Origin of the sequence: Streptomyces sp. P9(2023), assembly GCF_032436795.1 — a bacterium.
Taxonomy (GTDB): domain Bacteria; phylum Actinomycetota; class Actinomycetes; order Streptomycetales; family Streptomycetaceae; genus Streptomyces.
The window spans coordinates 420,579-446,446 of the sequence record NZ_JAUPWM010000002.1; the positions used below are offsets into that span (position 1 = coordinate 420,579).

At 71.8% G+C, this 25,868-nt stretch carries 19 protein-coding genes; 11 read left to right on the forward strand and 8 right to left on the reverse strand.

What is annotated here, in order from left to right; translation table 11 throughout:
* Positions 1 to 21 precede the first annotated feature (21 nt).
* Together mltG and Q5762_RS04400 are read right to left on the reverse strand one after the other, a co-directional pair.
* Positions 22 to 882: an endolytic transglycosylase MltG gene (gene mltG / locus Q5762_RS04395; protein WP_315890583.1), complete on the reverse strand. Its 861-nt coding sequence runs from the start codon at positions 880 to 882 to the stop codon at positions 22 to 24.
* A gap of 310 nt (positions 883 to 1,192) precedes the next feature.
* Positions 1,193 to 3,028 (reverse strand): ABC transporter ATP-binding protein, encoded by a 1,836-nt coding sequence (locus Q5762_RS04400; protein WP_315890584.1) that lies wholly within the window; start codon positions 3,026 to 3,028, stop codon positions 1,193 to 1,195.
* Positions 3,029 to 3,121: 93 nt separating this feature from the next.
* On the opposite strand from Q5762_RS04400, the gene Q5762_RS04405 reads away from it, so the two are divergent.
* The 3 genes from Q5762_RS04405 to Q5762_RS04415 all read left to right on the forward strand — a co-directional run bounded on the left by Q5762_RS04405 (position 3,122) and on the right by Q5762_RS04415 (position 8,196).
* Positions 3,122 to 3,565 (forward strand): MarR family transcriptional regulator, encoded by a 444-nt coding sequence (locus tag Q5762_RS04405; protein WP_315890585.1) that lies wholly within the window; start codon positions 3,122 to 3,124, stop codon positions 3,563 to 3,565.
* A 35-nt stretch (positions 3,566 to 3,600) separates the two neighbouring features.
* Positions 3,601 to 6,525, forward strand: a complete 2,925-nt coding sequence (locus tag Q5762_RS04410; RefSeq protein ID WP_315890586.1) for an FAD-binding and (Fe-S)-binding domain-containing protein — start codon at positions 3,601 to 3,603, stop codon at positions 6,523 to 6,525.
* A gap of 240 nt (positions 6,526 to 6,765) precedes the next feature.
* Complete coding sequence (locus Q5762_RS04415; protein WP_315890587.1) at positions 6,766 to 8,196, forward strand: Gfo/Idh/MocA family oxidoreductase; 1,431 nt, start codon at positions 6,766 to 6,768, stop codon at positions 8,194 to 8,196.
* 45 nt (positions 8,197 to 8,241) lie between these two features.
* On the opposite strand, the gene Q5762_RS04420 is transcribed toward Q5762_RS04415, so the two are convergent.
* Entirely contained in the window at positions 8,242 to 9,561 is a 1,320-nt protein-coding gene (locus tag Q5762_RS04420) for a cation:dicarboxylate symporter family transporter (RefSeq protein WP_315890692.1), read from the reverse strand.
* A 263-nt stretch (positions 9,562 to 9,824) separates the two neighbouring features.
* Entirely contained in the window at positions 9,825 to 10,973 is a 1,149-nt protein-coding gene (locus tag Q5762_RS04425; protein ID WP_315890588.1) for a S1 family peptidase, read from the reverse strand.
* Between the two features lie 314 nt (positions 10,974 to 11,287).
* Here Q5762_RS04425 and Q5762_RS04430 point away from each other — a divergent pair, with 314 nt between their 5' ends.
* Together Q5762_RS04430 and Q5762_RS04435 are read left to right on the forward strand one after the other, a co-directional pair.
* Positions 11,288 to 13,102, forward strand: a complete 1,815-nt coding sequence (locus tag Q5762_RS04430) for an ABC transporter ATP-binding protein (protein ID WP_315890589.1) — start codon at positions 11,288 to 11,290, stop codon at positions 13,100 to 13,102.
* On the forward strand, positions 13,099 to 14,880 hold the full coding sequence (locus tag Q5762_RS04435) for an ABC transporter ATP-binding protein (RefSeq protein ID WP_315890590.1): 1,782 nt from the start codon (positions 13,099 to 13,101) through the stop codon (positions 14,878 to 14,880). Before Q5762_RS04430 ends, Q5762_RS04435 begins: the two co-directional genes overlap by 4 nt.
* 78 nt (positions 14,881 to 14,958) lie before the next feature.
* Here Q5762_RS04435 and Q5762_RS04440 read toward each other — a convergent pair whose 3' ends face one another.
* The gene (locus tag Q5762_RS04440) at positions 14,959 to 15,666 is read right to left on the reverse strand and encodes an NAD(P)H-binding protein (RefSeq protein ID WP_315890591.1); all 708 of its coding nucleotides are present in this window, start codon (positions 15,664 to 15,666) and stop codon (positions 14,959 to 14,961) included.
* A gap of 118 nt (positions 15,667 to 15,784) precedes the next feature.
* On the opposite strand from Q5762_RS04440, the gene Q5762_RS04445 reads away from it, so the two are divergent.
* Positions 15,785 to 16,534, forward strand: coding sequence for a TetR/AcrR family transcriptional regulator (locus Q5762_RS04445; protein ID WP_315890592.1), 750 nt, complete (start codon positions 15,785 to 15,787; stop codon positions 16,532 to 16,534).
* Between the two features lie 45 nt (positions 16,535 to 16,579).
* On the opposite strand, the gene Q5762_RS04450 is transcribed toward Q5762_RS04445, so the two are convergent.
* Positions 16,580 to 17,371, reverse strand: coding sequence for a metal-dependent hydrolase (locus Q5762_RS04450; RefSeq protein ID WP_315890593.1), 792 nt, complete (start codon positions 17,369 to 17,371; stop codon positions 16,580 to 16,582).
* Between the two features lie 71 nt (positions 17,372 to 17,442).
* Between Q5762_RS04450 and Q5762_RS04455 the strand changes: the two genes are divergently transcribed.
* From Q5762_RS04455 to Q5762_RS04470, 4 genes are all read left to right on the forward strand, one after another.
* Positions 17,443 to 20,016 carry a DUF3516 domain-containing protein gene (locus tag Q5762_RS04455; protein ID WP_315890594.1) on the forward strand — a complete coding sequence of 858 codons (2,574 nt, stop codon included), beginning with the start codon at positions 17,443 to 17,445 and terminating at the stop codon, positions 20,014 to 20,016.
* Positions 20,017 to 20,029: 13 nt separating this feature from the next.
* Positions 20,030 to 20,893 carry an acyl-CoA thioesterase II gene (locus Q5762_RS04460; RefSeq protein ID WP_315890595.1) on the forward strand — a complete coding sequence of 288 codons (864 nt, stop codon included), beginning with the start codon at positions 20,030 to 20,032 and terminating at the stop codon, positions 20,891 to 20,893.
* A gap of 49 nt (positions 20,894 to 20,942) precedes the next feature.
* Positions 20,943 to 21,428, forward strand: coding sequence for a glutathione peroxidase (locus tag Q5762_RS04465; RefSeq protein WP_315890596.1), 486 nt, complete (start codon positions 20,943 to 20,945; stop codon positions 21,426 to 21,428).
* Between the two features lie 185 nt (positions 21,429 to 21,613).
* Positions 21,614 to 22,402 carry a putative protein N(5)-glutamine methyltransferase gene (locus tag Q5762_RS04470; RefSeq protein WP_315890597.1) on the forward strand — a complete coding sequence of 263 codons (789 nt, stop codon included), beginning with the start codon at positions 21,614 to 21,616 and terminating at the stop codon, positions 22,400 to 22,402.
* Between the two features lie 15 nt (positions 22,403 to 22,417).
* Here the strand turns inward: Q5762_RS04470 and Q5762_RS04475 are convergent, their stop codons facing one another.
* The gene (locus Q5762_RS04475) at positions 22,418 to 23,788 is read right to left on the reverse strand and encodes a cytochrome P450 (RefSeq protein ID WP_315890598.1); all 1,371 of its coding nucleotides are present in this window, start codon (positions 23,786 to 23,788) and stop codon (positions 22,418 to 22,420) included.
* A gap of 171 nt (positions 23,789 to 23,959) precedes the next feature.
* On the opposite strand from Q5762_RS04475, the gene Q5762_RS04480 reads away from it, so the two are divergent.
* Positions 23,960 to 24,427 (forward strand): VOC family protein, encoded by a 468-nt coding sequence (locus tag Q5762_RS04480; RefSeq protein ID WP_315890599.1) that lies wholly within the window; start codon positions 23,960 to 23,962, stop codon positions 24,425 to 24,427.
* 88 nt (positions 24,428 to 24,515) lie between these two features.
* On the opposite strand, the gene Q5762_RS04485 is transcribed toward Q5762_RS04480, so the two are convergent.
* Positions 24,516 to 25,745: an acyl-CoA dehydrogenase family protein gene (locus Q5762_RS04485; protein WP_315890600.1), complete on the reverse strand. Its 1,230-nt coding sequence runs from the start codon at positions 25,743 to 25,745 to the stop codon at positions 24,516 to 24,518.
* Between the last annotated feature and the right edge of the window lie 123 nt (positions 25,746 to 25,868).

Consider the following 25,868-nt stretch of genomic DNA (forward strand, 5'->3'; position numbering starts at 1 on the left):
CGGAGTTCAGCGTTCCGTATCTCAGCCCTGCCCCAGCGCCGCGCGGCGTTCCGCATTGAACTCCTGGACGTTCGCCTGGTGTTCGGCGTAGTCGGCGGTGAACCGGGTGTCCCCGGGCTTCACGGTCACGAAGTACAGCCAGTCGCCCTCCGCCGGCGCGATCGACGCCGCCATCGCCTGCTCCCCCGGGTTCCCGATCGGGGCGGGCGGCAGCCCGGCGCGCTCGTAGGTGTTGAACGGGCTGTCGAGCTTGGTGTCGGCGTGGGTGGTGTCCACAGTGGAACGCCCCAGGGCGTAGTTCAGGGTCGAGTCCATCTGCAGCGCCATGCCCTTGGCGAGCCGGTTGTAGACGACGCGGGCGACCTTGCCCATGTCGTCGGTGGTGTCGGCCTCGGCCTGCACGATGCTCGCGATGATCACCGTCTGGTGCACGCTCACCCCGTTGCGCTGGGCGCCCGCGGTGATGTGGTCGGCGCCGAACCGCTTGCCGGCCGTCTGGACCATGTACCGGAGCAGGCTCTGCGGGGTCGTCGCGTTCACGACCGGATAGGTCGCCGGGAAGAGGTAGCCCTCGGGGTTTCCCTGGGCGGCGGCCGGCAGACCGAGCGCGGCGGCCGGGGAGTCCGCGGCCTTACGGGTGGTTCCTTCGGCGAGGCGGAGGGAGCGGTCGACGGCCGCGTAGACCTGGCCCGACCGCCAGCCCTCCGGGATGAGCAGGGTCCGCTGCTTCTCGGGGGCGGGCTTCCCCTCGCCGAGAAGCAACAGGGGGACGATGATCGCCGCGGCCACGGCGAGGGCGGCGCCGATGAGCAGGGCGATCCGACCGCGCCGGGTGAGCCGGGGGCGGCGGCGGGGTGCTGGCTGCCAGGACCGGTACGTCATGGGCGCACGCTAACCCGGCGCGCCCGCGAAACCGGGGAGCCCCGCACATGCGGCGGCGCCGCCGGCCCCCTGGGACGGGAGACCGACGGCGCCGCTGTTCCTGCCGGGCGTACCAGGCGTGAGGGTCAGACGAGCCAGCCCAGGAAGTGGAAGACGCCGGCGAGCAGGTTGGTGATCACGTTCATGGTGGTGCTTCTCCTTGTGCGAAATGCATCTGCGGGACGGTGCGCGGTCGCGGTCTGCAGCCCGTTGCTTGCGCACCGTAATCATCAGCTGTCACAAGGGAGTTGAGCAACGAATCCGGGAACGATCACACGTTCTGGGGAACAACCGCTCCCACGTTCGTGTGTTCGTCGCGGCGCACCAGGGCCGCGTACCGGCCGTCCCGGGCGAGGAGCTCCTCGTGGTTGCCGCGCTCGGCGATCCGGCCCGCGTCGAGGACCACGATCTGGTCGGCGTCCCGGACGGTGGAGAGCCGGTGGGCGATGGTGATGGTGGTGCGCCCGGCGGAGAGGGCGTCGATGGCCTCCTGGACGGCGTGTTCGGTACGGGTGTCCAGGGCGCTGGTCGCCTCGTCGAGGATGAGCACGGGCGGGTCGCGCAGGATGGTGCGGGCGATGGCGAGGCGCTGCTTCTCGCCGCCCGAGAAGCGGTGGCCGCGCTCGCCGACGAGAGTGTCGTACCCGTCGGGCAGGGCCGCGATGTGGTCGTGGATCTGCGCGGCGCGGGCGGCGGCGCGGATCTCCTCGTCGGTGGCGTCCGGCTTGGCGAAGCGCAGGTTGTCGGCGACGGAGGCGTGGAAGAGGTACGTCTCCTGGGAGACCACGCCCACCGCGCGGGCGAGGGTGTCGAAGTCGAGGTCGCGCACGTCGACGCCGTCGATCAGGACCCGGCCGCCGGTCACGTCGTAGAGCCGGGGCACGAGATAGCTGAGGGTGGACTTGCCGGATCCGGTGGGTCCGACCACGGCGAGGCTGCCGCCGGCCGGGACGGTCAGTTCGATGGTGTCGAGCGTGGGGCGGCCGGGCGCCTCGGGGTCGTAGCGGAAGTCCACGTTCTCGAACGTGACCTCGCCGAGGACCTTCGGGAGGCGGACCGGTTCGGCGGGCTCGGTGATGGAGACCGGCAGGTCCAGGTACTCGAAGATCCGCTGGAAGAGGGCGAGCGAGGTCTGCATCTGGACGCCGGTCGAGAGCAGGCTCACCGTCGGGCGGAACAGGCCCTGCTGGAGCGAGACGAAGGCGACCAGGGTGCCCAGCGATATGGCCGGTCCGCCGCCCTGGAGGGCGAGGCCCGCGGCCCAGTAGATCAGCGCGGGCATGGCGGCCATGACGATGCCGATGGTGGACATCCGCCAGCGCCCGGCCATGGAGGAGCGCACTTCGAGGTCGACGAGGCGCTCGGACTCCTCGGCGAAGGACCGGGTCAGCGAGTCGGAGCGGCCCATGGTGCGGCCGAGCAGGATGCCGCTGACGGAGAGCGACTCGGTGACGGTCGCGGCCATGACGGCCATCTGCTTCTGTCGCTGGGTGGTGATCCTCTTGCGCTCGCGGCCGACGCGGCGGCTGATCCAGACGAAGACGGGCAGCAGGAGCAGCGAGACGACGGTGAGCCGCCAGTCGAGCGCGAGCATCGCGACGACGGTGGCGACGACGGCCGTGAGGTTCGAGACGAGGGAGGTGGCGGTCGAGGTGACCGTCGCCTGCATGCCGCCGATGTCGTTGGCGATGCGGGACTGGACCTCGCCGGTACGTGTGCGGGTGAAGAAGGCGAGCGGCATCCGCTGCAGCCGGCCGTAGACCGCGGTGCGCAGGTCGTGCATCACGCGCTGGCCGACGGTGGTGGAGAGCAGGGTCTGGAGCACGCCGAAGACGCTGGTGATCACGGCGGTGGCGATCATGCCGAGGGCGAGCAGGCTGAGCAGCCCGGTCCGGCCCTGCGGGATCGCGGTGTCGAGGATTTCCTTGAGCAGGAAGGGCGAGGCCACCGACACCAGGGACGAGGCGCCGACGAGCAGGCCGACGATCGCGAGCCGGCCTCGGTAGGGACGGAAGAGCCGCAGGATGCGCCGCATCTGGGCGGGCTCCTTCGGCTGTGCGGGATCGCGCGGTGGAGGTGTCCATTCGGACTCTTCGTGGTGACGCATGGGCTCCTACGAGGGGGGAGAGGTCAAGACGATCAGAGCATAGCTCACTGTTACCTATACTCACAATGAACCAGGTCCTGATATTGTTCCCCCATGAACAGCCCCGACGCCGACGGCCTCCTCGCCGAGCAGCTCCTGCGCCTCACCCGACGGCTGCAGCGCAGCCAGAAGCGCCTCCTCGAGCCGGTCGGCATCACGCCCGCCCAGTCCCGGCTGCTGCGCACGGTCGCGCACTACGAGCACCCGCCCCGGATGGCCGACCTCGCCGAGCGGCTGGAGGTGGTCCCCCGGGCCGTCACCAGCCTCGTGGACGGTCTGGAGGCCGCGGGGCGGGTGCGCCGCGTCGCCGACCCGACGAACCGACGGGTGGTCAGGATCGAGCTCACCGACGCGGGACGCGAGACCCTGCGCGCGTTGCGCAGCGCGCGTCGGGCGGCCGCAGAGGACATCCTTGCTCCATTGACCGTCGATCAGCGCGAGGTGCTCGGAGGTCTGCTGTCCGCTCTGGTCGACCACGTGCCGGAGCGCCGCTGCTGACCGCGCGGGCCCGGGGCGCCGAGGGGAGCCGTGACATGCCACTGCTGGAGCCGAACCCGCAGGCCCTGCGCCCCGGGACGGGGCGCAGGCCCGCCCCCGACCGGGTCCCCGACCTCCGGTCCCGGGGCACCCCGCGCCGGCTGCGGGAGGAGCTGGTCGCGCTCCTCGGCCCCGAGAAGGTCCTCTCGCACATCTCCGACCTCGTGCGGTACGCCTCCGACGCCAGCCCGTACCGGTTCGTGCCGCAGGTCGTGGTGGTCGCGGAGGACATCGACGACATCTCCGCCGTCCTCTCGTACGCGCACGGCAAGGGCCGTGAGGTGGTCTTCCGGGCGGCCGGGACCAGCCTGAACGGGCAGGCGCAGGGCGAGGACATCCTCGTCGACGTGCGCCGGCACTGGGTGGGGGTCGAGGTGCTCGACGACGGCGCCCGCGCCCGGATCCGCCCCGGCACCACCGTCGTCCGGGCCAACGCGGCCCTCGCCCGCCACGGCCGCGTCCTCGGCCCCGACCCGGCGAGCGCCATCGCCTGCACGATCGGCGGGGTCGTCGCCAACAACGCCTCGGGCATGACGGCGGGGACGACCAGGAACTCGTACCGGACGGTCGCCTCGCTCACCTTCGTGCTGCCGAGCGGCACCGTCGTCGACACCGGCGATCCGGCCGCGGACGAGGAGCTCGCGCGCGCCGAGCCCCGGCTGTGCGCGGGGCTCCTCGCACTCAAGGCCGAGATCGAGGCGGACGCGGAGCTCACGGCCCGCATCCGCGCCAAGTACTCCCTCAAGAACACCAACGGCTACCGCCTGGACGCCTTCCTGGACGGCGCGACGCCCGTGGAGATCCTGCGCGGGCTGATGGTCGGCTCCGAGGGCACGTTCGGTTTCATCTCCGAGGTCGTCTTCGACACCCTCCCGCTGGACCGTCAGGTCTCCACCGCGCTGCTCTTCTTCCCCTCCCTGACCGCCGCGGCCGCCGCCGTGCCGCGCTTCAACGACGCCGGGGCGCTCGCGGTCGAGCTGATGGACGGCAACACGCTGCGGGCCTCGGTCAGCGTCGCCGGGGTCCCCGCCGACTGGGCGGAGCTGCCCAAGGAGACGGCGGCGCTGCTCGTGGAGTTCCGCGCCCCGGACACCGCCGCCCAGGAAGCGTACGAACGGGCGGCGGCCGAGGTCCTCGCAGAGCTGGCTCTCGTCACGCCCGTCGCCTCGGTGGAGAACGCCTTCACCCGCGATCCGGGCACCATCGCCGGGTACTGGAAGGCCCGCAAGGCGTTCGTGACGGCGGTGGGCGGTTCCCGGCCCTCCGGTACGACGCTGATCACCGAGGACTTCGCCGTACCGCCGGCCCGGCTCGCCGAGGCCTGCGCGGACCTCCTCGACCTGCAGTCCCGGCACGGTTTCGACGCGGCCGTGGCCGGTCACGCGGCCCACGGCAACCTGCACTTCCTGCTGGCCTTCGACGCCGGCGACCCGGCGGACGTGGAGCGGTACGCCGCGTTCATGGACGAGTTCTGCAAGCTGACGGTGGAGCGGTTCGACGGCTCGCTCAAGGCCGAGCATGCCACCGGCCGCAACATCGCCCCGTTCCTGGAGCTGGAGTGGGGACCGAAGGCGACGGAGCTGATGTGGCGGATCAAGGAGGTCATCGATCCCGACGGGGTGCTCGCGCCCCGGATCGTCCTCGACCGCGACCCGCAGGCCCACCTCCGCGGTCTGAAGACGATCCCGAAGGTGGAGGCGATCGCCGACCCGTGCATCGAGTGCGGATTCTGCGAACCGACGTGTCCCAGCCATGATCTGACGACGACTCCCCGGCAACGCATCGTGCTGCGCCGGGAGGTGATGCGCCAGAGCGACGGCTCCCCCGTGGAGGCGCACCTCCTGGAGGCGTACGGCTACGACGCCGTGGACACCTGCGCCGGCGACTCGACCTGCAAGCTCGCCTGCCCGGTCGGGATCGACACCGGGGCGCTGATGAAGGAGTTCCGCCACCAGCGGCACTCCCCGCGCGAGGAGCGGGTGGCGGCGCTCGCGGCCAGGAACTTCCGCGCCGTGGAGGCCTCGGCCCGGCTCGCGGTCGCGGCGGCCGACCGGATCGGCGACCGGATCCTGGGGACGGCGACGGGCCTCGCGCGGAGGGCGGTGCGGCCCGATCTCGTACCGGAGTGGTTGCCCGAGATCCCGGGCGCGGCGGCCCGCCGGCTCCCCCGCACGCACCGCCCGGCGGCCGTCGCCGTGTACTACCCGGCCTGCGTGAACCGGATCTTCGGCGGGCCCGAGGGGCCGCGGGGGCCGTCGCTGCCCGAGGCGGTGGTGGCGCTCGCCGGCCGGGCGGGCCGCCCTGTGTGGATTCCGGACGACGTGGCCGGTACGTGCTGCGCGACGATCTGGCACTCCAAGGGCTACGAGCGGGGCAACGAGGTGATGGCCAACCGGATCGTGGCGGCGGCCTGGGGTTGGACGGCCGGAGGCAGGCTGCCGTTGGTGGTCGACGCGTCGTCCTGCACGCTCGGCATCGCCCATGAGGTGGTGCCGTATCTCACCGACGACAACCGGGAGTTGCACGCGGAGCTGACGGTGGTCGACTCGCTGGTGTGGGCGGCGGACGAGCTCCTGCCCCGGCTCGACGTACGCCGCAGGGTGGACTCGGCGGTGGTGCATCCGACCTGCTCCATGCGGCACCTGGGGGACGAGGAGCAGCTGACGACGCTGGCGCGGGCGTGCGCGGAGGAGGTCGTCGTACCGGCCGAGGCGGGCTGCTGCGCCTTCGCGGGCGACCGGGGCATGCTGCATCCGGAGCTGACGGCCTCGGCCACGGCGCGCGAGGCGGCCGAGGTGACGGCGCGTCCGTTCGACCTGCATCTGTCGGCGAACCGGATGTGCGAGATCGGCATGGACCGGGCGACGGGGCGGAGCTACCGGTCCGCACTCCTCGCGCTGGAGCGCGCGACGCGCCCCTGACACCACGGCCGTCGGAACATTCTGACGGATCGTCATCCCGCTGACGTAACACGACGAGGGTCGCTTCCCCCATGTGGGTGAGTGGCCCTCGTCGTCCGCATGGTCCGGCGATGCGGAATGGAAGAGTCCAACTACCCATCGCAAGAATCCAATCCGCGCCCTTGCGCACCACCAGTCTCAACGGCCAGGGTCCTGAGCGGGATTCATGAGCCAGCCGTGCACACAGCTACTGGAGGTTCCATGAACGACAACGCACCGCAGCCGCCGAGCCGTCGCTCCGTCCTGCGGACCACGGCCGGGGTCGCGGGAGCGGGCATCGGCCTCGGCGCCCTGGGCACCGGGAGCGCCGAGGCCGCCTCCGCCGAGGCCGCCGCGGTCGCCGAACACCCCGCCGATCAGGCCGTACGGACGCCCCGGCGCAGAGGCGCCACCATGGCGAACGTCCCCTTCGAGCGGCGCTCCACGGTCCGGGTCGGGATCGTCGGACTCGGCAACCGGGGCGGCGGCATGATCGACCTCTTCCTCGCCCTCCCCTGGGTGCGGGTGGTCGCGGTCTGCGATCCGGTCCGGGACAAGACGGAGCGCGCCGCCGCGAAGGTCGTCGCCGCCGGACAGCCCGCCCCCGCCGTGTACGCCAAGGGCGAGGACGATTACGAGAACCTCTGCAAGCGCTCGGACCTGGACTTCGTCTATCTGGCGACGCCCTGGGACGTGCACTTCGAGATGGCGAAGACGGCGATGCTGAACGGCAAGCACGTCGGCGTGGAGTGTCCGATCGCGATGACGCTCAAGGACCTGTGGGAGCTGGTCGACCTCTCCGAGCAGACCCGCCGCCACTGCATGCAGCTGGAGAACTGCTGCTACGGCCGCAACGAGATGCGCGTGCTGCGGATGGCGCACGCGGGCAAGTTCGGCGACCTGCTGCACGGCGCGGGGGCGTACAACCACGATCTGCGCGACCTGATGTTCTCGCCGACGTACTACGAGGGCCCCTGGCGCCGGCTCTGGCACACCAGGCTGCGCGGCGATCTCTACCCGAACCACGGCTTCGGGCCGGTCGCCAACTACATGGACGTCAACCGGGGCGACCGGGTGGTCAGCATCAGCAGCTTCGGGACGCCCGCGCTCGGGCTCGCCGAGTACCGGGCGGAGCACATGCCGCCGGGCGACCCGAGCTGGAAGGAGTCGTACATCGAGAGCGACCGGACGATCAGTCTGGTCCAGACGGCGAAGGGCCGCGTGATCCGGCTGGAGCACGATGTCTCGACCCCGCATCCGTACAGCCGGATCAACAGCCTCGGCGGTACGCGGGGGGTGTTCGAGGACTATCCGGCGCGGATCTATCTGGAGCCGGACCACCAGGGCCACGAGTGGGGCGACTTCGGGGCGTACGCGCCGGAGTTCGACCACTGGCTCTGGAAGGAACACGCCAATCCGCCGGGCGGGCACGGCGGCATGGACTACATCATGATCTACCGGCTGATGCAGTGCATGCAGTTGGGGCTCGTCCCCGACTTCGACGTGTACGACGCGGCGACCTGGACGGCGCCGGTGCCGCTCAGCCACGACTCGATCAAGGCGAAGGGCGCGCCGCAGGCGATCCCCGACTTCACCCGCGGCGAGTGGAAGAGGGCCAGGACCGGCGTGGACTCGGCGAAGCCGGCCGGCTAGCCCGTGCGCGGGGCCCGGCTCGCACGTGCCGGGCCCCGCGGTGGGTCACTTGGCGGGCTGTGGAGCCACCGCCCCGGCCTCCCGCTCGGCCTCCGTGTCCTCCTCCGGTACGAAGGCGATCTCGCCGTTCATGACCTTCTGGGCGGTCACCCGGTCGAGCGCCCCCTCCCAGCGGGAGACCACGAAGACGGCCACGCAGTTGCCGAGCAGGTTCGTGGCGACGCGCATGGCGTCCATGATCCGGTCGACGCCGAGCAGCAGGGCCACGGCCCCGGCGGGGATGACGCCGAGCGCGGCGGCGGTCGCCGAGAGCGCCAGGAACGCCGAGCCCGGGACGCCCGCCATGCCCTTGCTGGTGAGCATCAGGACCAGGACGACCGTGATCTGCTGGCCGAGGGTGAGGTCCACGCCGACGGCCTGGGCGATGAAGAGCGTGGCGACGGAGAGGTAGATCGAGGCTCCGTCGAGGTTGAACGAGTAGCCCGTCGGGAGGACCAGGCCGACCGCGTCGTCACGGCAGCCTGCGGCGCGCAGCTTCTGCATCATGCGCGGCATCACGGTCTCGCTGGACGCGGTGCCCAGCGCGAGGAGCATCTCCTCGCGGGTGTACCGGACGAACTTCCAGAGGCTGACGCCGGTGAGCGCCTTGAGGGCGATCCCCAGGACCAGCAGGAAGAGCAGTGCCACGCCGTAGCAGATGGCGATCAGCTTCCCGTACGTGGAGAGGGCGCCGAGGCCGTACTCGCCGACCAGGTGGGCCGTCGCGCCGAAGACCGCGAGCGGGGCGAGCTTCATGATGAAGCCGACCACGGCGAAGACGATCTCCTGGACCTGCTCGATGGCGGGCAGGATCGCCGGGACCCTGGTGTGGCCGAGGTGCAGCACGGCGGCGCCGACCAGACAGGCCAGGACGAGCACCTGGAGCAGCGAGTTCTCCGCGAAGGCGCCGACCGCGCTGTCGGGCAGCGAGTACAGCAGGAACTCGGAGGTCGAGGGGAGCTCGCCGCCGCCGGTCTTGGCGTCGACGGCGGAGGCGTCGAGGGTGGCGGGGTCGATGTTCATCCCGGTGCCCGGGCCGAACAGGTTGCCGGCGAGCAGACCGAGGACGAGGGCGACCGTCGTGGCGACCTCGAACCAGATGAGGGCCTTGAGCCCGATCCGGCCGAAGGCCTTGAGGTCACCGGCCTTGGTGATGCCGACGACGACCACGCAGAATACGAGCGGGGCGATCATCGCCTTGATCAGCCGGACGAATCCGTCGCCGAGCGGCTGGGCGGCGGAGGCCACGTCGGGCCATATCCGGCCGACGAGGACGCCGAGCAGGAGCGCGCAGGCGACCTGCGCGAAGAGGGATGTGCGCAGCAGACGGGCTGCGCGCCGCGCGAGGGACGGCGCGGGCGGTGCTGGTGGGGCGGCGTGCGGCACGGGCACTCCTCCGTAGCGGACTTCTGTCATGCGGAAAGAAACTTCCACAGTGCGCGCCACTATGGCGGAGCTGCGTATTCCACAGAAGACCCGATGCAACATCCACGTAAATCTTGGACCATGCTCCAAACCGGGCGGAAACGCGAAGGCCGCGCCCGCCGACGTACGCGGGCGCGGCCTCTGTCGCGCGGGGAAGGGCCGGGTCAGGCCGTGTGCAGGGTGAGCCCGTAGCGGCCGAGGATCTCGTTGACCGGCTGGAACCAGGTGTTGCCGCCGCTGGAGCAGTTGCCCCAGCCGCCGGAGGTCACGCCCTGGGCCTGGTCGCCGGTGATGAAGGCGCCGCCCGAGTCACCGCCCTCGGCGCAGACGTTGGTCCGGGTCATCTGGTGCACGGCACCCTGCTGGTAGTTGACGGTCTCGTTCTTGCCGAGCACCGTTCCGCAGTGGAACTTGGTCGTGGACCCGGAGCGGCAGACGGACGAACCGACCGGAGCCTCCCACGAGCCGCGCACCAGCCGGTCGGAGGTCTGACCCCAGCCGTACACCACGGGCACGGTCCACCAGCCGAAGCCGGTGCGGACCCACGCCATGTCGTCCCCGGGGAACGAGGAGGCCTGGAACGTGCCCATGTCGGAGCCGTCCCAGCCACGGACGAAGGTGCCGGGCCCGCCGCAGTGCCCGGCCGTGACGAAGCCGCCGTGCACCGAGAAGCCGATGGAGCAGCGGTACTGGTTGGTGTAGTACGGGTCGCCGCCGACGGTCCCGGCGGCGAAGGTGGTCGGCGCAGCGTCCACGGTCTCGACCCGGACCGGACCGGCGGCACGGGCGCGGTCGAGGAAGGTCGTCACCTCGGCGCTGCCGGCGCGGTCGGCGTCGACCTGCACGACCACCTCGTTGGCCCGCACGTCGACATGCCAACTGCCCACGGCCGCAGGCGCCTTCATGCGGTCGATGCGCTGCTTGACCGCGTCGAGGCGGGCCGCGGAGTGGGTGACGACCTGGGCGGTGGCGCCGGTCGCCCGTACCGCCTCGGCCTTCTGACGGTTCGTCACGGCGACGGTCAGCCGGCCGCTGTCCGCGTCGAACCAGGTCCCGGCGAAGTCGGCGCCGGCCGCGCGTTCGGCCTTCGGCTGGAGGGCGAACGCCTTCTTCTCCTGTGCGAGCCGCGTGCGCGCCTCGCGCTCGGTCAGACCGAGGTCCCGCTGCATCGCGGAGACCAGCCCGGGGGACGCCTCGGAGTCGGGGGTCGCGGCGGCGGCGGTCGAGGGGGTGAGCGCGGCGCCGCCCCAGGCGGCGACGAGGAGGAGGGCGGAGAGGACGGTGCGCAATCCGTTTCTGCTGGTGCGTCTCACGGTTGGGGACCCTTCTGCTGTTCCGGTGGTGTGGGGAGGAACATCAGGTGCTGTGGTGTCGAGGCACTCCGAGAACGCGCTGCGAGCTGAGAGCGCTCTGAGAGCGCTCTCAGGAGGGTAGGGGCTCTCTCGGCCGCTGCACAGGGGTGCGCACGAAATCGCGGCGCGGGTGACGGGAGGTGCCCGTAAGGCCGGGGGAACCTTGGCCTGTTCTGTGCCCCGATGCGAATAATCGATTGCCTCGGGCGGCCCTCCGGCGCGAACCTTGCACGGTTTCAGCCATCGTCCGACGAATCGGAAGACCCCGGGACGCCATGCAGATTCGCGATCTACCGTACGCAGACCCAGGGGTCCCCGATGTCCGCTCGGGCACCCGCTTCCTCCTCTGGCTGGGCCGCAACCAGCTGGGCGGGCAGGTGAAGTCGCTGCTGTGGGGACTGCTCCTGCAGCTGAGCATCGCCGGCCTCGCGCTCGCGGTCGGCCTGGCCGTGCAGGCCGTCGTGGAGCGCGACGGCGGACGGCTCGCGCTCGTCGGCGGGCTGCTCGCCCTGCTCGGCGCGGGCATCGCGGTCGGCGACGTGATGCTGCACCGCACCGCCGTCACGAACTGGATCACCGCCTCCGCCCGCGTCCAGCAGCTCCTGTCCCGCAAGACCGCCGAACTCGGCTCGGTGCTGACCCGTCGGGTCGCCGCCGGTGAGGTGGTGGCCGTGTCCACATCGGACGTCGAGAAGATCGGCTGGTTCGTCGAGGCGCTCTCCCGGTTCGCCGCGGCCGCCCTGACGATGGTCCTGGTCTGCGTGGGCCTCGTCGTCTACCAGCCGACCCTCGGCCTGGTGGTCGCCGTGGGCGTGCCGGTGCTCGCGCTCGCCGTCCTGCCGCTGCTCCCCCGCGCCACGCGCCGGGCCGACGTCCAGCGCGAGAAGGCGGGGCGTGCGACCGAATTGGCCTCGGACACGGTGGCCGGGCTGCGGGTGCTGCGCGGCATCGGCGGCGAGGAGCTGTTCCTCGGCCGCTACCGGTCCGCCTCCCAGGAGGTCCGGCGCGCGGCCGTCCACAGCGCCCGGATGTGGGCCCTGATCGCGGCCGTACAGGTCCTGCTCCCCGGGCTGCTGCTCGTCGGTGTGCTCGCGTACGGTGCGCGGCTCGCGCTCGACGGGCGGATCGCGGTCGGCGAACTGGTCACCGTCTACGGCGCGGTGGCGCTGATGCTGCATCCCCTGCGCCACTTCGAGGAGATCGCCATGGCGTACTCCTTCTCCCGGCCCTCCGCCAAACGCGCGGCCCGTGTGCTGGCCCTGGCGCGGACCACGACCACGACCACGCCGACGGGCGGGCACGACGCGGCGACGGGCGACCTGTACGACCCCGTCACCGGACTGCTCGCGCCCGCCGGCCGCTTCACGGCCGTCGTCTGCGGCGACCCGGACGCGGCAGGCCGGCTCGCGGACCGGCTCGGCGGCCACCCCACGGAGCCGGGCGAGGGCCACACCTCGGTCCTGCTCGGCGGGGTGCCGCTCGACGAGCTGGACCTCGACACCGCCCGTGCCGCCGTACTGGTCCAGGACAAGGACCCGGTCCTGCTCTCCGGGACGCTCCACGAACTGCTCGACGTGCCCTCCTCGGGCGCGGTCGGTGCGGAGGAGGCGCTGGCGGCGGCCCAGTGCGGGGACGTGCTCGACGCGCTCGCGCAGGCGTCCGTGGACGCCGACGGCGACCCGATGCGGACCCGGATCACCGAGCGCGGCCGGTCCCTCTCCGGTGGCCAGCGCCAGCGCCTGGCGCTGGCCCGCTCCCTGGTGACGGACCCGGAGGTGCTGGTGCTCGACGAGCCGACCTCGGCGGTCGACTCGCACACCGAGGCGCGCGTCGCCAACGGGGTGCGGGAGCTGCGCGAGGGCCGTACGACGGTGGTCCTGGCCTCCTCGCCGCTGCTGCTCGACCGGGCGGACCGGGTGGCCCTGGTCCACGACGACGAGGTCGTCGCCGTCGGTACGCACCGCGAGCTGCTGGGTACCGAACCGCGCTACCGGGCCGTCGTGACCCGCGAGGCCGAGGACGAACAGGCCCTGGAGGCCAGGGTGTTGGAAGAGAAGCTCGAAGCGGAGCTGGAAGGAGAGTCGGCATGATCGGCCTGACGCCACCCGCGTACGACCCGGCGGCCCCCACGTCGGCGACGACCCTGCCCGTGGGCACGACCGCGACCGTACGGGGCTACGTCCGCGAGTTGCTGCGCCGCCACCGCGCGGCGTTCGGCCTGCTCGTCGGCGTCAACACGGTCGCGGTGACCGCCTCGATGGTCGGCCCGTACCTGCTCGGCACGCTCGTCGAGCGGCTCTCCGAGGGCGCGCGCGAGCTGCAACTGAGCCGCACGATCGCCCTGTTCGTGGCCGCCCTCCTCGTCCAGACCTTCTTCGTACGCCTGGTGCGGCTACGCGGGGCGATGCTCGGCGAGGAGATGCTGGCCGACCTGCGCGAGGACTTCCTCGTCCGGTCGGTCGGGCTGCCGCCGGGTGTCCTCGAACGGGCCGGGACCGGTGACCTGCTGTCCCGTATCACCACGGACATCGACCGGCTCGCCAACGCCATGCGGGAGGCCGTCCCGCAGCTGGCGATCGGCGTGGTCTGGGCCGGACTCCTGATCGGCGGCCTCCTGGTCACCGCGCCGCCGCTCGCCCTCGCGATCGCGATCGCGGCGCCGCTGCTGATCGTCGGCTGCCGCTGGTACTTCAAGCGGGCGCCGTCGGCGTACCGCTCGGAGGCCGCCGGTTACGCCTCGGTCGCCGGCGTGCTCGCCGAGACGGTCGACGCGGGCCGGACGATCGAGGCGCACCGTCTCGGGGCGCGCCGGGTGGCCCTGTCGAACCGGCGGATCGGCGAGTGGACGGAGTGGGAGCGGTACACCCTCTTCCTGCGCTCGGTCCTCTTCCCGGTCGTCAACCTCACCCACACCCTGGTCCTGGCGGGCGTCCTGCTGCTCGGCGGGGCGTTCGTGCTCCAGGGCTGGATCGACGTCGGCCAGCTGACCACGGGCGCGCTGCTCGCGCAGATGCTGGTCGAGCCGGTCGGGATCATCCTGCGCTGGTACGACGAGCTTCAGGTGGCCCAGGTGTCGCTGGCCCGGCTCGTGGGCGTCCGCGACATCGAGCCGGACGCCGGTGACGCGGCCGTACGCCCCGAGGGGCGGGACGTCCGGGCGGACGAGGTGCGCTTCGGGTACCGCGAGGGTGTCGACGTGCTGCACCGGGTGTCGATGGACGTCGCCCCCGGGACCCGGCTGGCGCTCGTCGGCCCGTCCGGCGCGGGCAAGTCGACGCTCGGCCGGCTGCTCGCCGGCATCTACGCCCCGCGGACCGGTTCGGTCACGCTCGGCGCGGCCGAACTGGCGAGGATGCCGGCCGAGCGGATCCGTGAACACGTGGCCCTGGTCAACCAGGAGCACCACGTCTTCGTCGGCTCGCTCCGCGACAACCTGCTGCTCGCTCGGACGGGCGCGGCGGACGCGGAGCTGTGGGCGGCGCTCGGCGCGGTCGACGCGGACGGCTGGGCGCGGGCCTTCGACGAGGGCCTGGACACCGAGGTCGGCTCGGGCGGGCTCGCGCTCACCCCGGCGCAGGCCCAGCAGATCGCGCTGGCCCGGCTGGTCCTCGCCGACCCGCACACGCTGGTCCTGGACGAGGCGACCTCGCTTCTGGACCCGCGGGCGGCCCGCCATCTGGAGCGCTCGCTCGCCCGGGTCCTGGACGGCCGTACGGTCGTCGCCATCGCCCACCGGCTGCACACCGCGCACGACGCGGACGTGATCGCGGTGGTCGAGGAGGGCCGGATCAGCGAGCTGGGCAGCCATGACGAACTCGTCGCGGCGGACGGCGCGTACGCGGCGCTGTGGCGGTCGTGGCACGGCTGACCCGCCGGCGCGGATCGGGGGCCGGTCGGCCGGACCGCCGGGGCCCGTCCCCGGCGGTCCGGCCGAGCCGCCCCGTGCTCAGTAGCCGATCGTGAAGCGGCGCTGGACGAAGCGGGGCAGCTCCGCCTCGTCGACCAGCGCGACGGCGGCGTCCTCCGCCGAGACGTGGCTCCTCCCCTCGGCGTCCCGGACCGGCTGGTCGCCGCCGAGGCGGAAGCGGCCGGTACGCTCGCCCGGCGCGATGTCCTCGGCGGGGCTGAAGTAGGTCCACCTGCGGTTCGAGGTCCGCAGCACGTTCAGGGCGTCCCGGTGGCCGCGGACCGCCGCCGCGTAGGCGCGGGGCAGCCCGACGGCGTCGAGGGTCGCGTGGAGCCGCTCCTCCGCGTCGGCGAGTACGACACCGGGCTCGATCTCCAGGCTGCCCGCGCCGCCGACCACGATCAGCCGGGTTCTGGGATGACTCTCCAGCGCCTTCAGCAGGGCCCGTGCCGCGGCGGCGTAGACACCGGCGTCCGCGATGGAACGCCGCACGGTGTCGGGGAGGTCCCGAGCCGCGTTTCCGGGCTGGAAGGCGCTGATCAGGACGTCGAGCCCGGGCAGGACGTCGGCGACGGCACCGGCGTCCAGGACGTCGAGGCTCGCCCAGGTGATGTTCCCCCGGGTCTCGCCGGCCGCCGCCTTCGTGGCGTCGCGGCTGAAGGCCCTGATGTGGTGCCCGCGCTCAAGGGCCTCCGCGACGACGCGGCCGCCGATGGTCCCCGTGGCTCCGATGACTCCGATGTGCATGACTCTCCCCTGTGATCACAGCACGGACCTAACGCCGTGCGAAAACTATACGCCGTGAAGTGCACACCGTGAAGTTTCCGCACGCCGCGAACCAAAGGTGACGCTGTAGAGTTCCCGCGTGGCCAGGAGAACAGAGACCGGGACAGGCGCGGGCGCGGGCGTGGCGGGCCGGGGGCGCCGAGAGCGGCTGAGGGCCGAGACCACGGCCGAGATCAAGGACACCGCCCTGCGGCTGATGGCCTCGGGCGGACCGGACGCCATCACCCTGCGGGCCATCGCCCGGGAGATGGGCATGACGGCGAACGCGATCTACGGCTACTTCGCCACGCGCGACGACCTGGTCACCACGCTCGTCGACGACGTGTACTCGGCGCTCGCCGACGCCGTCGAGGCGGCCTGGGCGAACGCCCCCGCCGCGGACCCGGCCGGCCGGATCCTGGCCTGGGCCCGTACCTTCCGCATCTGGGCCCTCGCCAACCCCGAGGGCTTCCGGCTCGTCTACGGCGACCCGGTGCCCGGCTACCGGGCCCCGGAGGGCGGCCCCGCCCCGGACGCGGCACGGAGAGTGTGCACCGGTCTCGCCGGGCTCGCCGCGGCCGCCTGGCCGTTCGCCGAACCCCTCTACCGGGACAGCGCGTTCACCTGGTCCGACTTCGACCCCGGACTCCTCGACAAGGTGCGCCCGGCCTTCCCGGAGCTGCCGCCCGCCGGCGTCGCGCTCGCCCTGCGTCTCTGGGGGCACCTGCACGGCCTCGTGGCCCTGGAGGTGTACGGGCATCTCGGCCGGCAGACGACGAGCCCGGACAAGCTCTTCGAGGAAGAGCTGACCAGGCTCGTGACGACGCTGGGCGTCCCCCGGTCCGCCTGAAACGGGCCACCGGGGGTCCCGTACCCGCTAGAGATACCGGAGGTACTAGAGGTACCCCAGCGCCGACGCTCCGCCCACCCCGCCGAGCAGCATGAATGCCGGCATCAGAACCTTCAGCTCGACCCAGCTGCCCGCGCGGAACCGCATCCCCTTCGGCGGGCCGATCGGGTACCAGCGCTTCCGGCCCACGGGGATCGGCCACAGGATCGGGCAGCCGGAGACCGTCAGCGCGTCGCCGATGTCGTGCACGAGCGCGCCGAGGACGATCGGCAGGCCCAGCCAGAGGTACTCCTGCCCGGGGGCGGTGAAGAGCCAGTCCGCGCCGTTGCCCGGCTGGTCCAGGACGCCCGCGAGGATCCAGGCGCTGGTCGCGCCGAGCAGCCAGACCAGGATATCGCTGGACATCCGGGCGGCCCGCCACAGCAGGCCCTCCACCGCGAGCACGAGGTGGACGAAGAGGATCGCGAGGACCGCCCAGCGCCCGCCGGTGATGGCCAGGACGGAGGCCCCGGCGCCGATCAGGACCGCCCAGAGCCAGGTGTGGGTGAGCGTGCGGTGGCCGCCCGAGCGGCGGGGGTCCGCGCTGGAGCGGGTCGCCTTGTAGACGGCGTACGAGAGCTTGTCGACGATCTCGCACAGGCCCTTGGAGACCGGCCCGAAGGCCCGCGAGATGGTCGCCGACTTGTGGTCGAGGTCGGGGGCGAGCGCCGCGCCCGCGCAGATGAGCGCTCCGACGACGACAACCGGCCACGGCATGGGGTGGCCGGCGGCGGCCGCCGCCGCTCCGACGCCCAGCCAGGCCGCCGCTCCGGACAGCGAGTGCGCCGGTCCCATCATGCTTGTTCCCGCCCCATTCCTCGGGTGCCGGCGCTCAGTTGACGGCCGGTCGACGGGTCAGCGTATCGTCCGTGATCTTCCGGCCGGTGGCCGGTTCCCTCATCCGGGCGGAATCCAGGCAAGATGGGGGCGTGACCCTTATCGATCAGCTGCCGCAGAACGCCGACCCCGACGCCCTCTTCGAGGCTTTCTCCTCCTGGGCGGAGGGCCGGGGCATCACGCTCTACCCGGCCCAGGAGGAGGCGCTGATCGAGGTGGTCTCCGGGGCGAACGTGATCTTGTCCACCCCCACGGGCTCGGGAAAGTCGCTGGTCGCGGCGGGGGCGCATTTCACGGCGCTGGCCAATGACCAGGTGACCTTCTACACCGCGCCGATCAAGGCCCTGGTGTCGGAGAAGTTCTTCGAACTCTGCAAGCTCTTCGGCACCGAGAACGTCGGCATGCTGACCGGCGACGCGTCCGTGAACGCCGACGCGCCCGTGATCTGCTGCACGGCCGAGGTGCTGGCCTCCATCGCGCTGCGCGACGGCAAGTACGCCGACATCGGCCAGGTCGTGATGGACGAGTTCCACTTCTACGCGGAGCCGGACCGCGGCTGGGCCTGGCAGATCCCGATCCTGGAACTCCCGCAGGCGCAGTTCGTCCTCATGTCGGCGACGCTCGGCGACATGTCGATGTTCGAGAAGGACCTGACGCGCCGCACGGGCCGTCCGACCTCGGTGGTCCGCTCGGCGACGCGGCCGGTCCCCCTCTCGTACGAGTACGAGCTGACGCCGATCACCGAGACGCTCACCGAGCTCCTGGAGACCAAGCAGGCGCCCGTCTACATCGTGCACTTCACGCAGGCGCAGGCCGTCGAGCGGGCGCAGTCGCTGATGAGCATCAACATGTGCTCGCGCGAGGAGAAGGACCAGATCGCCGAGCTGATCGGCAACTTCCGTTTCACCACCAAGTTCGGCCAGAACCTCTCCCGTTACGTCCGCCACGGCATCGGCGTGCACCACGCGGGCATGCTGCCGAAGTACCGGCGGCTGGTGGAGAAGCTGGCGCAGGCCGGTCTGTTGAAGGTGATCTGCGGGACGGACACGCTCGGCGTGGGCGTCAACGTGCCCATCCGTACCGTGCTGTTCACGGCGCTCACCAAGTACGACGGGACCCGGGTGCGGACGCTGCGCGCGCGGGAGTTCCACCAGATCGCGGGCCGCGCGGGCCGGGCCGGCTTCGACACGGCCGGTTACGTGGTCGCGCAGGCGCCCGAGCACGTCATCGAGAACGAGAAGGCGCTCGCCAAGGCCGGCGACGACCCGAAGAAGCGCCGCAAGGTGGTGCGCAAGAAGGCCCCGGAGGGCTTCGTCGCGTGGAGCGACACCACCTTCGAGAAGCTGATCGCCGCCGATCCGGAGCCGCTGACCTCCCGCTTCAAGGTCACCAACATCATGCTGCTCTCGGTGATCGCCCGGCCCGGCAACGCCTTCGAGGCGATGCGCAAGCTGCTTGAGGACAACCACGAGCCGCGCAAGGCGCAGCTGCGGCACATCCGCCGGGCCATCGCGATCTACCGCTCGCTGCTCGACGGCGGTGTGGTGGAGCAGCTGGACACCCCGGACGCCGAGGGCCGCACGATCCGGCTCACCGTCGACCTCCAGCAGGACTTCGCGCTGAACCAGCCGCTGTCGACGTTCGCGCTCGCCGCGTTCGACCTGCTGGACCCCGAATCCCCTTCGTACGCCCTGGACATGGTCTCCGTCGTCGAGTCGACGCTCGACGACCCGCGCCAGATCCTCGCCGCCATGCAGAACAAGGCGCGCGGTGAGGCGGTCGGGCGGATGAAGGCGGACGGCGTCGAGTACGAGGAGCGGATGGAACGGCTCCAGGAAATCTCGTACCCGAAGCCGCTGGAGGAGCTGCTCTGGCACGCGTACAACGTGTACCGGACGTCGCACCCGTGGGTGGGCGACCACCCGGTGTCGCCGAAGTCCATCATCCGTGACATGTACGAACGGGCGCTGACCTTCACGGAGTTCACGTCCTGGTACGAGCTGGCGCGGACCGAGGGCATCGTGCTGCGCTATCTGGCGAGCGCGTACAAGGCGCTCGACCACACGATCCCGGACGACCTGAAGACCGAGGACCTCCAGGACCTGATCGAGTGGCTGGGCGAGATGGTGCGCCAGGTCGACTCCTCGCTGCTCGACGAGTGGGAGCAGCTGGCGAACCCGGAGGTCCAGACGGCCGAGGAGGCGCAGGAGAAGGCGGACCAGGTCAAGCCGGTCACCGCGAACGCGCGCGCCTTCCGGGTCCTGGTGCGCAACGCGATGTTCCGCCGGGTGGAACTGGCCGCCCTGGACAACGTGGACGCGCTGGGCGAGCTGGACGCCGAGTCGGGCTGGGACGCGGACGCGTGGGGCGACGCGATGGACGCGTACTGGGACGAGTACGACGACCTGGGCACGGGCCCGGACGCGCGCGGACCGAAGCTGCTGAACATCGAGGAGGACGCGGCGCACGGGCTGTGGCGCGTCCGGCAGACCTTCGCCGACCCCAACGGCGACCATGACTGGGGCATCAGCGCGGAGGTGGATCTCGCGGCCTCCGACGGGGAGGGCCGCGCGGTCGTCCGTGTGACGTCCGTCGGACAGCTGTAGAAGGAGCGTTGAGGTGACCAACCCCGCCGAGAGACTCGTCGACCTGCTCGATCTGGAGCAGATCGAGGTCAACATCTTCCGTGGCCAGAGCCCGCAGGAGTCGCTGCAACGGGTCTTCGGCGGCCAGGTCGCCGGCCAGGCCCTGGTGGCGGCCGGACGCACCACGGACGGCGACCGGCCGGTGCACTCGCTGCACTCGTACTTCCTGCGGCCGGGCCGGCCGGGCGTCCCGATCGTCTACCAGGTGGAGCGGGTGCGGGACGGTCGTTCGTTCACCACCCGGCGGGTCACGGCGATCCAGCAGGGCCGGACGATCTTCAACCTGACCGCCTCCTTCCATCTGCCGGAGGAGGCCGGGTTCGAGCACCAGCTGCCGCCCCGGCACATGACCGACCCGGAGACCCTGCCGAGGCTCGCGGACGAGATCCGCGACCACCTGGGCGTGCTGCCGGAGGCGCTGGAGCGGATGGCCCGGCGCCAGCCGTTCGACATCCGCTACGTGGACCGGCTGCGCTGGACGAAGGACGAGGTCGTGGGCGCGGACCCGCGCAGCGCGGTGTGGATGCGCGCGGTGGGCCCGCTCGGCGACGACCCGCTGGTCCACACCTGCGCGCTGACGTACGCCTCCGACATGACGCTCCTGGACGCGGTCCGCATCCCGGTCGAGCCGCTGTGGGGTCCGCGCGGCTTCGACATGGCGTCGCTGGACCACGCGATGTGGTTCCACCGCCCGTTCCGCGCGGACGAGTGGTTCCTCTACGACCAGGAGTCCCCGATCGCGATGGGCGGCCGGGGCCTGGCCCGCGGCCGCATCTACGACCGCGAGGGCAGGCTGCTGGTGTCGGTGGTGCAGGAGGGACTCTTCCGGAAGCTGTGACCGAGGATCGTATGGTGATCGCATCCCAGTCTCGACGAGGAGCTGTTTCATGAGCCTGTACGACATTCCCCTGCGCACCCTGTCCGGTGACCCGATCTCGCTGGCCGACTACCGCGAGCAGGCCGTCCTGGTGGTCAATGTGGCCTCCCAGTGCGGTCTGACGCCGCAGTACGCGGGCCTTGAGCGGCTGCAGAAGGAGTACGGGGACCGCGGCTTCATCGTGCTCGGTGTGCCGTGCAACCAGTTCCTGGGGCAGGAGCCGGGCAGCGCGGAGGAGATCCAGAGCTTCTGCTCGACGTCGTACGGCGTGACGTTTCCCCTTCTGGAGAAGACCGAGGTGAACGGCGACGCCCGCCACCCGCTCTACGCGGAGCTGACCAAGATCGAGGACGCGGCGGGCGAGTCCGGCGACGTCCAGTGGAACTTCGAGAAGTTCCTGGTCGGCAAGGACGGCCGGATCACCCGCTTCCGCCCGCGCACCGAGCCGGAGGCCCCGGAGGTCGTCGCGGCCATCGAGGCGCAGCTCTCCGCCTGAACCGGCGGTACGGCCGGGGCGGGATCACACGATGTCGATCATGTAATGTGAGCGGCTCCAGCAGGAACGATCGAGGAGGTGGGACCCATCAACGCCATGCAGGCAGGGTGCTCCCCCTCGACGACCGTGTGGTCCGCCCGACAGAGGTGACCGCGGGAGCCCCCTCGGCTTCCCGGAAGGTTTCCATGTCGATCGACCCGTCTTTCTCCCTTCGTTCCACCACCGTCTCCCGACTCCGCGCCGCGGGCTGCGTGTTCGCCGAGGACGAGGCGGAGCTGCTCCTCTCCGCCGCACACGACGCCACCGAACTCGACGCGATGGTCGAACGGCGGGCGGCCGGCCTGCCCGTCGAGCACGTCGTGGGCTGGGCCGCCTTCGCCGGGCTGCGGATCGCCGTCGACGCCGGGGTGTTCGTGCCCCGGCGGCGTACGGAGTTCCTCGTCGGGCAGGCCGTGGGCCTCGCCCGGCCCGGGGCGCTCTGCGTCGATCTGTGCTGCGGGTCCGGCGCGGCGGGCGCGGTGCTGCTCTCCACCGTGCCGGGCGCCGAGGTGTACGCCTCGGACATCGAGCCCGCCGCCGTGCGCTGCGCGCGGCGCAACATCGAGCCGCGCGGCGGCCGGGTCCACGAGGGCGACCTCTTCACCCCGCTGCCGGACGGGCTGCGCGGCCGCGTCGAGGTGCTGGTCGCCAACGTGCCGTACGTACCGACCGAGGACATCGGTCTCCTGCCGCCCGAGGCGCGCGAGCACGAGCCGCTGGTCGCCCTCGACGGCGGCGCGGACGGACTCGACGTCCTGCGCAGGGTGGCCGCCGAGGCCGCCGACTGGCTGGCGCCGGGCGGGCACCTGCTGGTCGAGACGTCCGAGCAGCAGGCCGCCCGCGCCGTGGAGGCGGTGGCCGGGCGCGGCCTGGAGCCCCGGGTGATCACCTCCGAGGAGCTGTACGCGACGGTGGTCGTCGCGACCCGACGCTGACCTACCCGCGCTGACCTAACCGCGCGGGCGGAGCCGGCAGCGGGCCGGGCCGGTCGCGCGGAGGGTGATCGCCGCGGCGACCGGGACCTCGGTGTCGACCGCCTCCAGGTCGTAGGCCTGGAGGATCATCGCCAGCGCGATCACCGACTCCAGCATCGAGAAGTGCTGCCCTATGCAGGCGCGCGGGCCGCCTCCGAAGGGGAACCAGGCGTAGCGGGGGCGGGCCGCCTCGGGTACGGGCATGAAGCGGTCGGGGTCGAAGCGCTCCGGGTCCTCCCAGTACGCCGGGTGGCGGTGGGTGACCCAGGGGGCGACCATCACGTCCGCGCCGGCCGGGAGGGTGTGCCCGTCGATCTCGGTGGCGGCGACGGCGCGGCGGCCGATGACCGGTCCGGCCGGGTAGAGCCGCATGGCCTCCTTGAGGACCTGGGTCAGGAAGGGCAGGGCGTCGAGGTCGGCGGCGCCGGGGGTGCGGCCGGCCAGGACGCGGTCGACCTCCTCGTGGGCCCGCTTCCGCTGGTCCGGGTGGCGGGCCAGCAGGTGGAGGGCGAAGCCGAGGGAGGTGGCCGTCGTCTCGTGGCCGGCGAGCAGGAAGATGAGGACCTGTTCGCGCAGTTCGCCGGCGTCGAAGCTGCCGTCCTCGGCGCTCTCGGCCTCGGCGAGGAGGGTCAGCAGGTCCTGCGCCCCGTCGCCGCCGGCGTCCGCCCCGCTCGTCTCCCGCCGCTCGGCGATGATCCGGTCGCAGACGGCGTACAGCTCCTCGTGCGCGGCGGCGGCGCGGCGGTTGCCGGGGGTGGGCCAGTCGCGCGGGATGTTGAGCGGCGAGAAGCCCCGGCGCAGAACGTAGTCGCCCATCACGGGGAAGGCACGCTCCACGATCTCGACGGCGGCGTCGACGTCCGTGCCGAAGAGGATGCGGGCGACCGCACGAAGCGCCAGCCGGGCCATCTCCTCCAGGACGTCCACGGTGGCGTCGGGGGCGGTGCGCCACTCCTCGGTGACGGTCGCGGCCTCGGTGGCGACGGCTTCGGCGTAGCTGTCGACGCGGCGGCGGGTGAAGAGCGGCTGGACGAGCCGGCGCTGCCGCAGGTAGTCCTCGTCCTGGCTGGTGAGCAGGCCGTTGCCGAAGGACTCACGTACTTCCTGGTAGAAGGCGTTGTCCTTGCGGAAGTTGGCGGCCTGGGTGGCGAGGACCTGCTGGGCGCCTTCGGCGGAGAAGACGCCGTAGATCGTGGCGCGTGCTCCGGGCGGTCCGGCGGTGATCCGGACGACGTCCCCGTGTGCGCGCTGGGCGTCGAGGAAGGTGCCGAGCGAGTCGTTCTTGAGGTCGAGCATCGAGCCGAGCAGCGGAAGCCCCGCCGGGCCCGGTATCGGGGTGGTTGCCATGTGTACGTTGCCCCCTTGATCGTCACCGGCCCGGCGATTGTCCCCCACGGGGTCGGCCGAGAGGTAGGGATGGGCGAACACCCGACCGAATCCGGCCTGTGGGGGCCGCTCTTGGGGGCCGCCGGGGCCGCCTTCGGGGTCGCTGTCAGTGGTGTCTGGGACGCTCGGCGCATGGCACCGATCGAGATGACGTTGCAGATCACCATCGACTGCGCGGAGCCCCAGCGGCTCGTACGTTTCTGGGCGGAAGCCCTGCGCTACGTCCCGCAGCCGCCGCCCGGGGGACACGCGAGCTGGCGGGCGTACTGGGCGTCGATCGGCGTGCCCGAGGAGGAGTTGACCGAGGGCGCGGGCGACCTGCCCGAGTCACTGGTCGACCCGAAGGGGGTCGGGCCGAGAGTCTGGTTCCAGCAGGTCCCGGAGCCGAAGACGGTCAAGAACCGGGTGCACCTGGACCTGAAGGTGGGCGGCGGAAAGGACGTGCCCCTGGCGGTGCGACGCGAGCGCGTGGATGGCGAGGTGGCCCGGCTGACGGCGCTCGGGGCGACGATCCTGTACGCGATGGACGAGCCGCACGGGATGGACTACTACGCGGTGGTGCTCCAGGACCCGGAGGGGAACGAGTTCTGCGTGGTGTGACCCGTCCGGCCTTCCCGGCCCCGCGGCCCTTCCCGGCCCCGTCGCGAGGGGCCGAGGGCCGGGGGCCGGGAAGGTCACGCCGTCGGCCTCAGCGGATCGGCATCCCCGAGAGGGTGCGGGCGATCACCAGACGCTGGATCTCGCTCGTGCCCTCGAAGATCGTGTAGATCGCCGCGTCGCGGTGCATGCGCTCCACCGGGTACTCGCGGGTGTAGCCGTTGCCGCCGAGGATCTGGATGGCCTGGCCGGTGACCTTCTTGGCGACCTCGCTCGCGTACAGCTTGGACATCGAGCCCTCGGCCGAGGTGAACGGCTTGCCGGTGGTCGCCATCCAGGAGGCGCGCCAGACGAGGAGCCGGGCCGCGTCGATCTGGGTGCGCATGTCGGCGAGCTGGAAGGCGACGCCCTGGTTGTCGATGATCGGGCGGCCGAACTGCTCGCGGGTCTTGGCGTAGTCGAGGGCGACCTCGTACGCGGCGCGGGCGGTGCCGACGGCCATGGCGCCGACGGCGGGGCGGGAGGCCTCGAAGGTGGCCATCGCCGCGTTCTTGACGCGCTCGCCCCCGCCTGCCTTCGCCTTCTCGTGCGCCCGGGCGAGGCGCTCGTCGAGCTTCCCCTTGCCGCCGAGGAGGCAGTGGCCGGGGACGCGGACGTCTTCGAGGACGACCTCGGCGGTGTGCGAGGCGCGGATGCCGTGCTTCTGGAACTTCTGGCCCTGGGAGAGGCCGGGGGTGTTCGGCGGCACGATGAAGGAGGCGTGGCCCTTGGAGCCGAGTGCGGGGTCCACGGCCGCGACGACGACATGGACGTTGGCGATGCCGCCGTTGGTCGCCCAGGTCTTGGTGCCGTTGAGGACCCACTCGTCCTTGGCCTCGTCGTAGACGGCCCGGGTGCGCATGGCGGCCACGTCGGAGCCGGCGTCGGGCTCGGAGGAGCAGAAGGCGGCGACCTTGACGTCGTTGGCGTCGCCGTACATCTGCGGGATCCAGGTGCCGATCTGCTCCTCTGTGCCGTTGGCGAGAACGCCCACGGCGGCGAGGCCGGTTCCGACGATGGAGAGGGCGATGCCCGCGTCGCCCCAGAAGAGCTCCTCCATCGCCATCGGGATGCCGAGGCCGGTCGGGTCGAAGAACTGCTGGGCATAGAAATCGAGAGAGTAGATGCCGATCTTGGCGGCTTCCTGGATGATCGGCCAGGGAGTCTCCTCACGCTCGTCCCACTCGGCGGCGGCGGGGCGCATCACGTCCTCGGCGAATCCGTGCAGCCAGTCACGGACCTGCTTCTGGTCGTCGTTGAGTTCGAGCGTGAACTCGGCCATATTCCCCTCCAGCAGTACGTTACTTGCGGTAACAGCAGTCTGTTACTCACGGGTAGGCGCTGTCAACCTGCGACGGAGCACCCCGGGCGACCCGGCACCGAGTGCCGCTCTGGTGTTACGTTG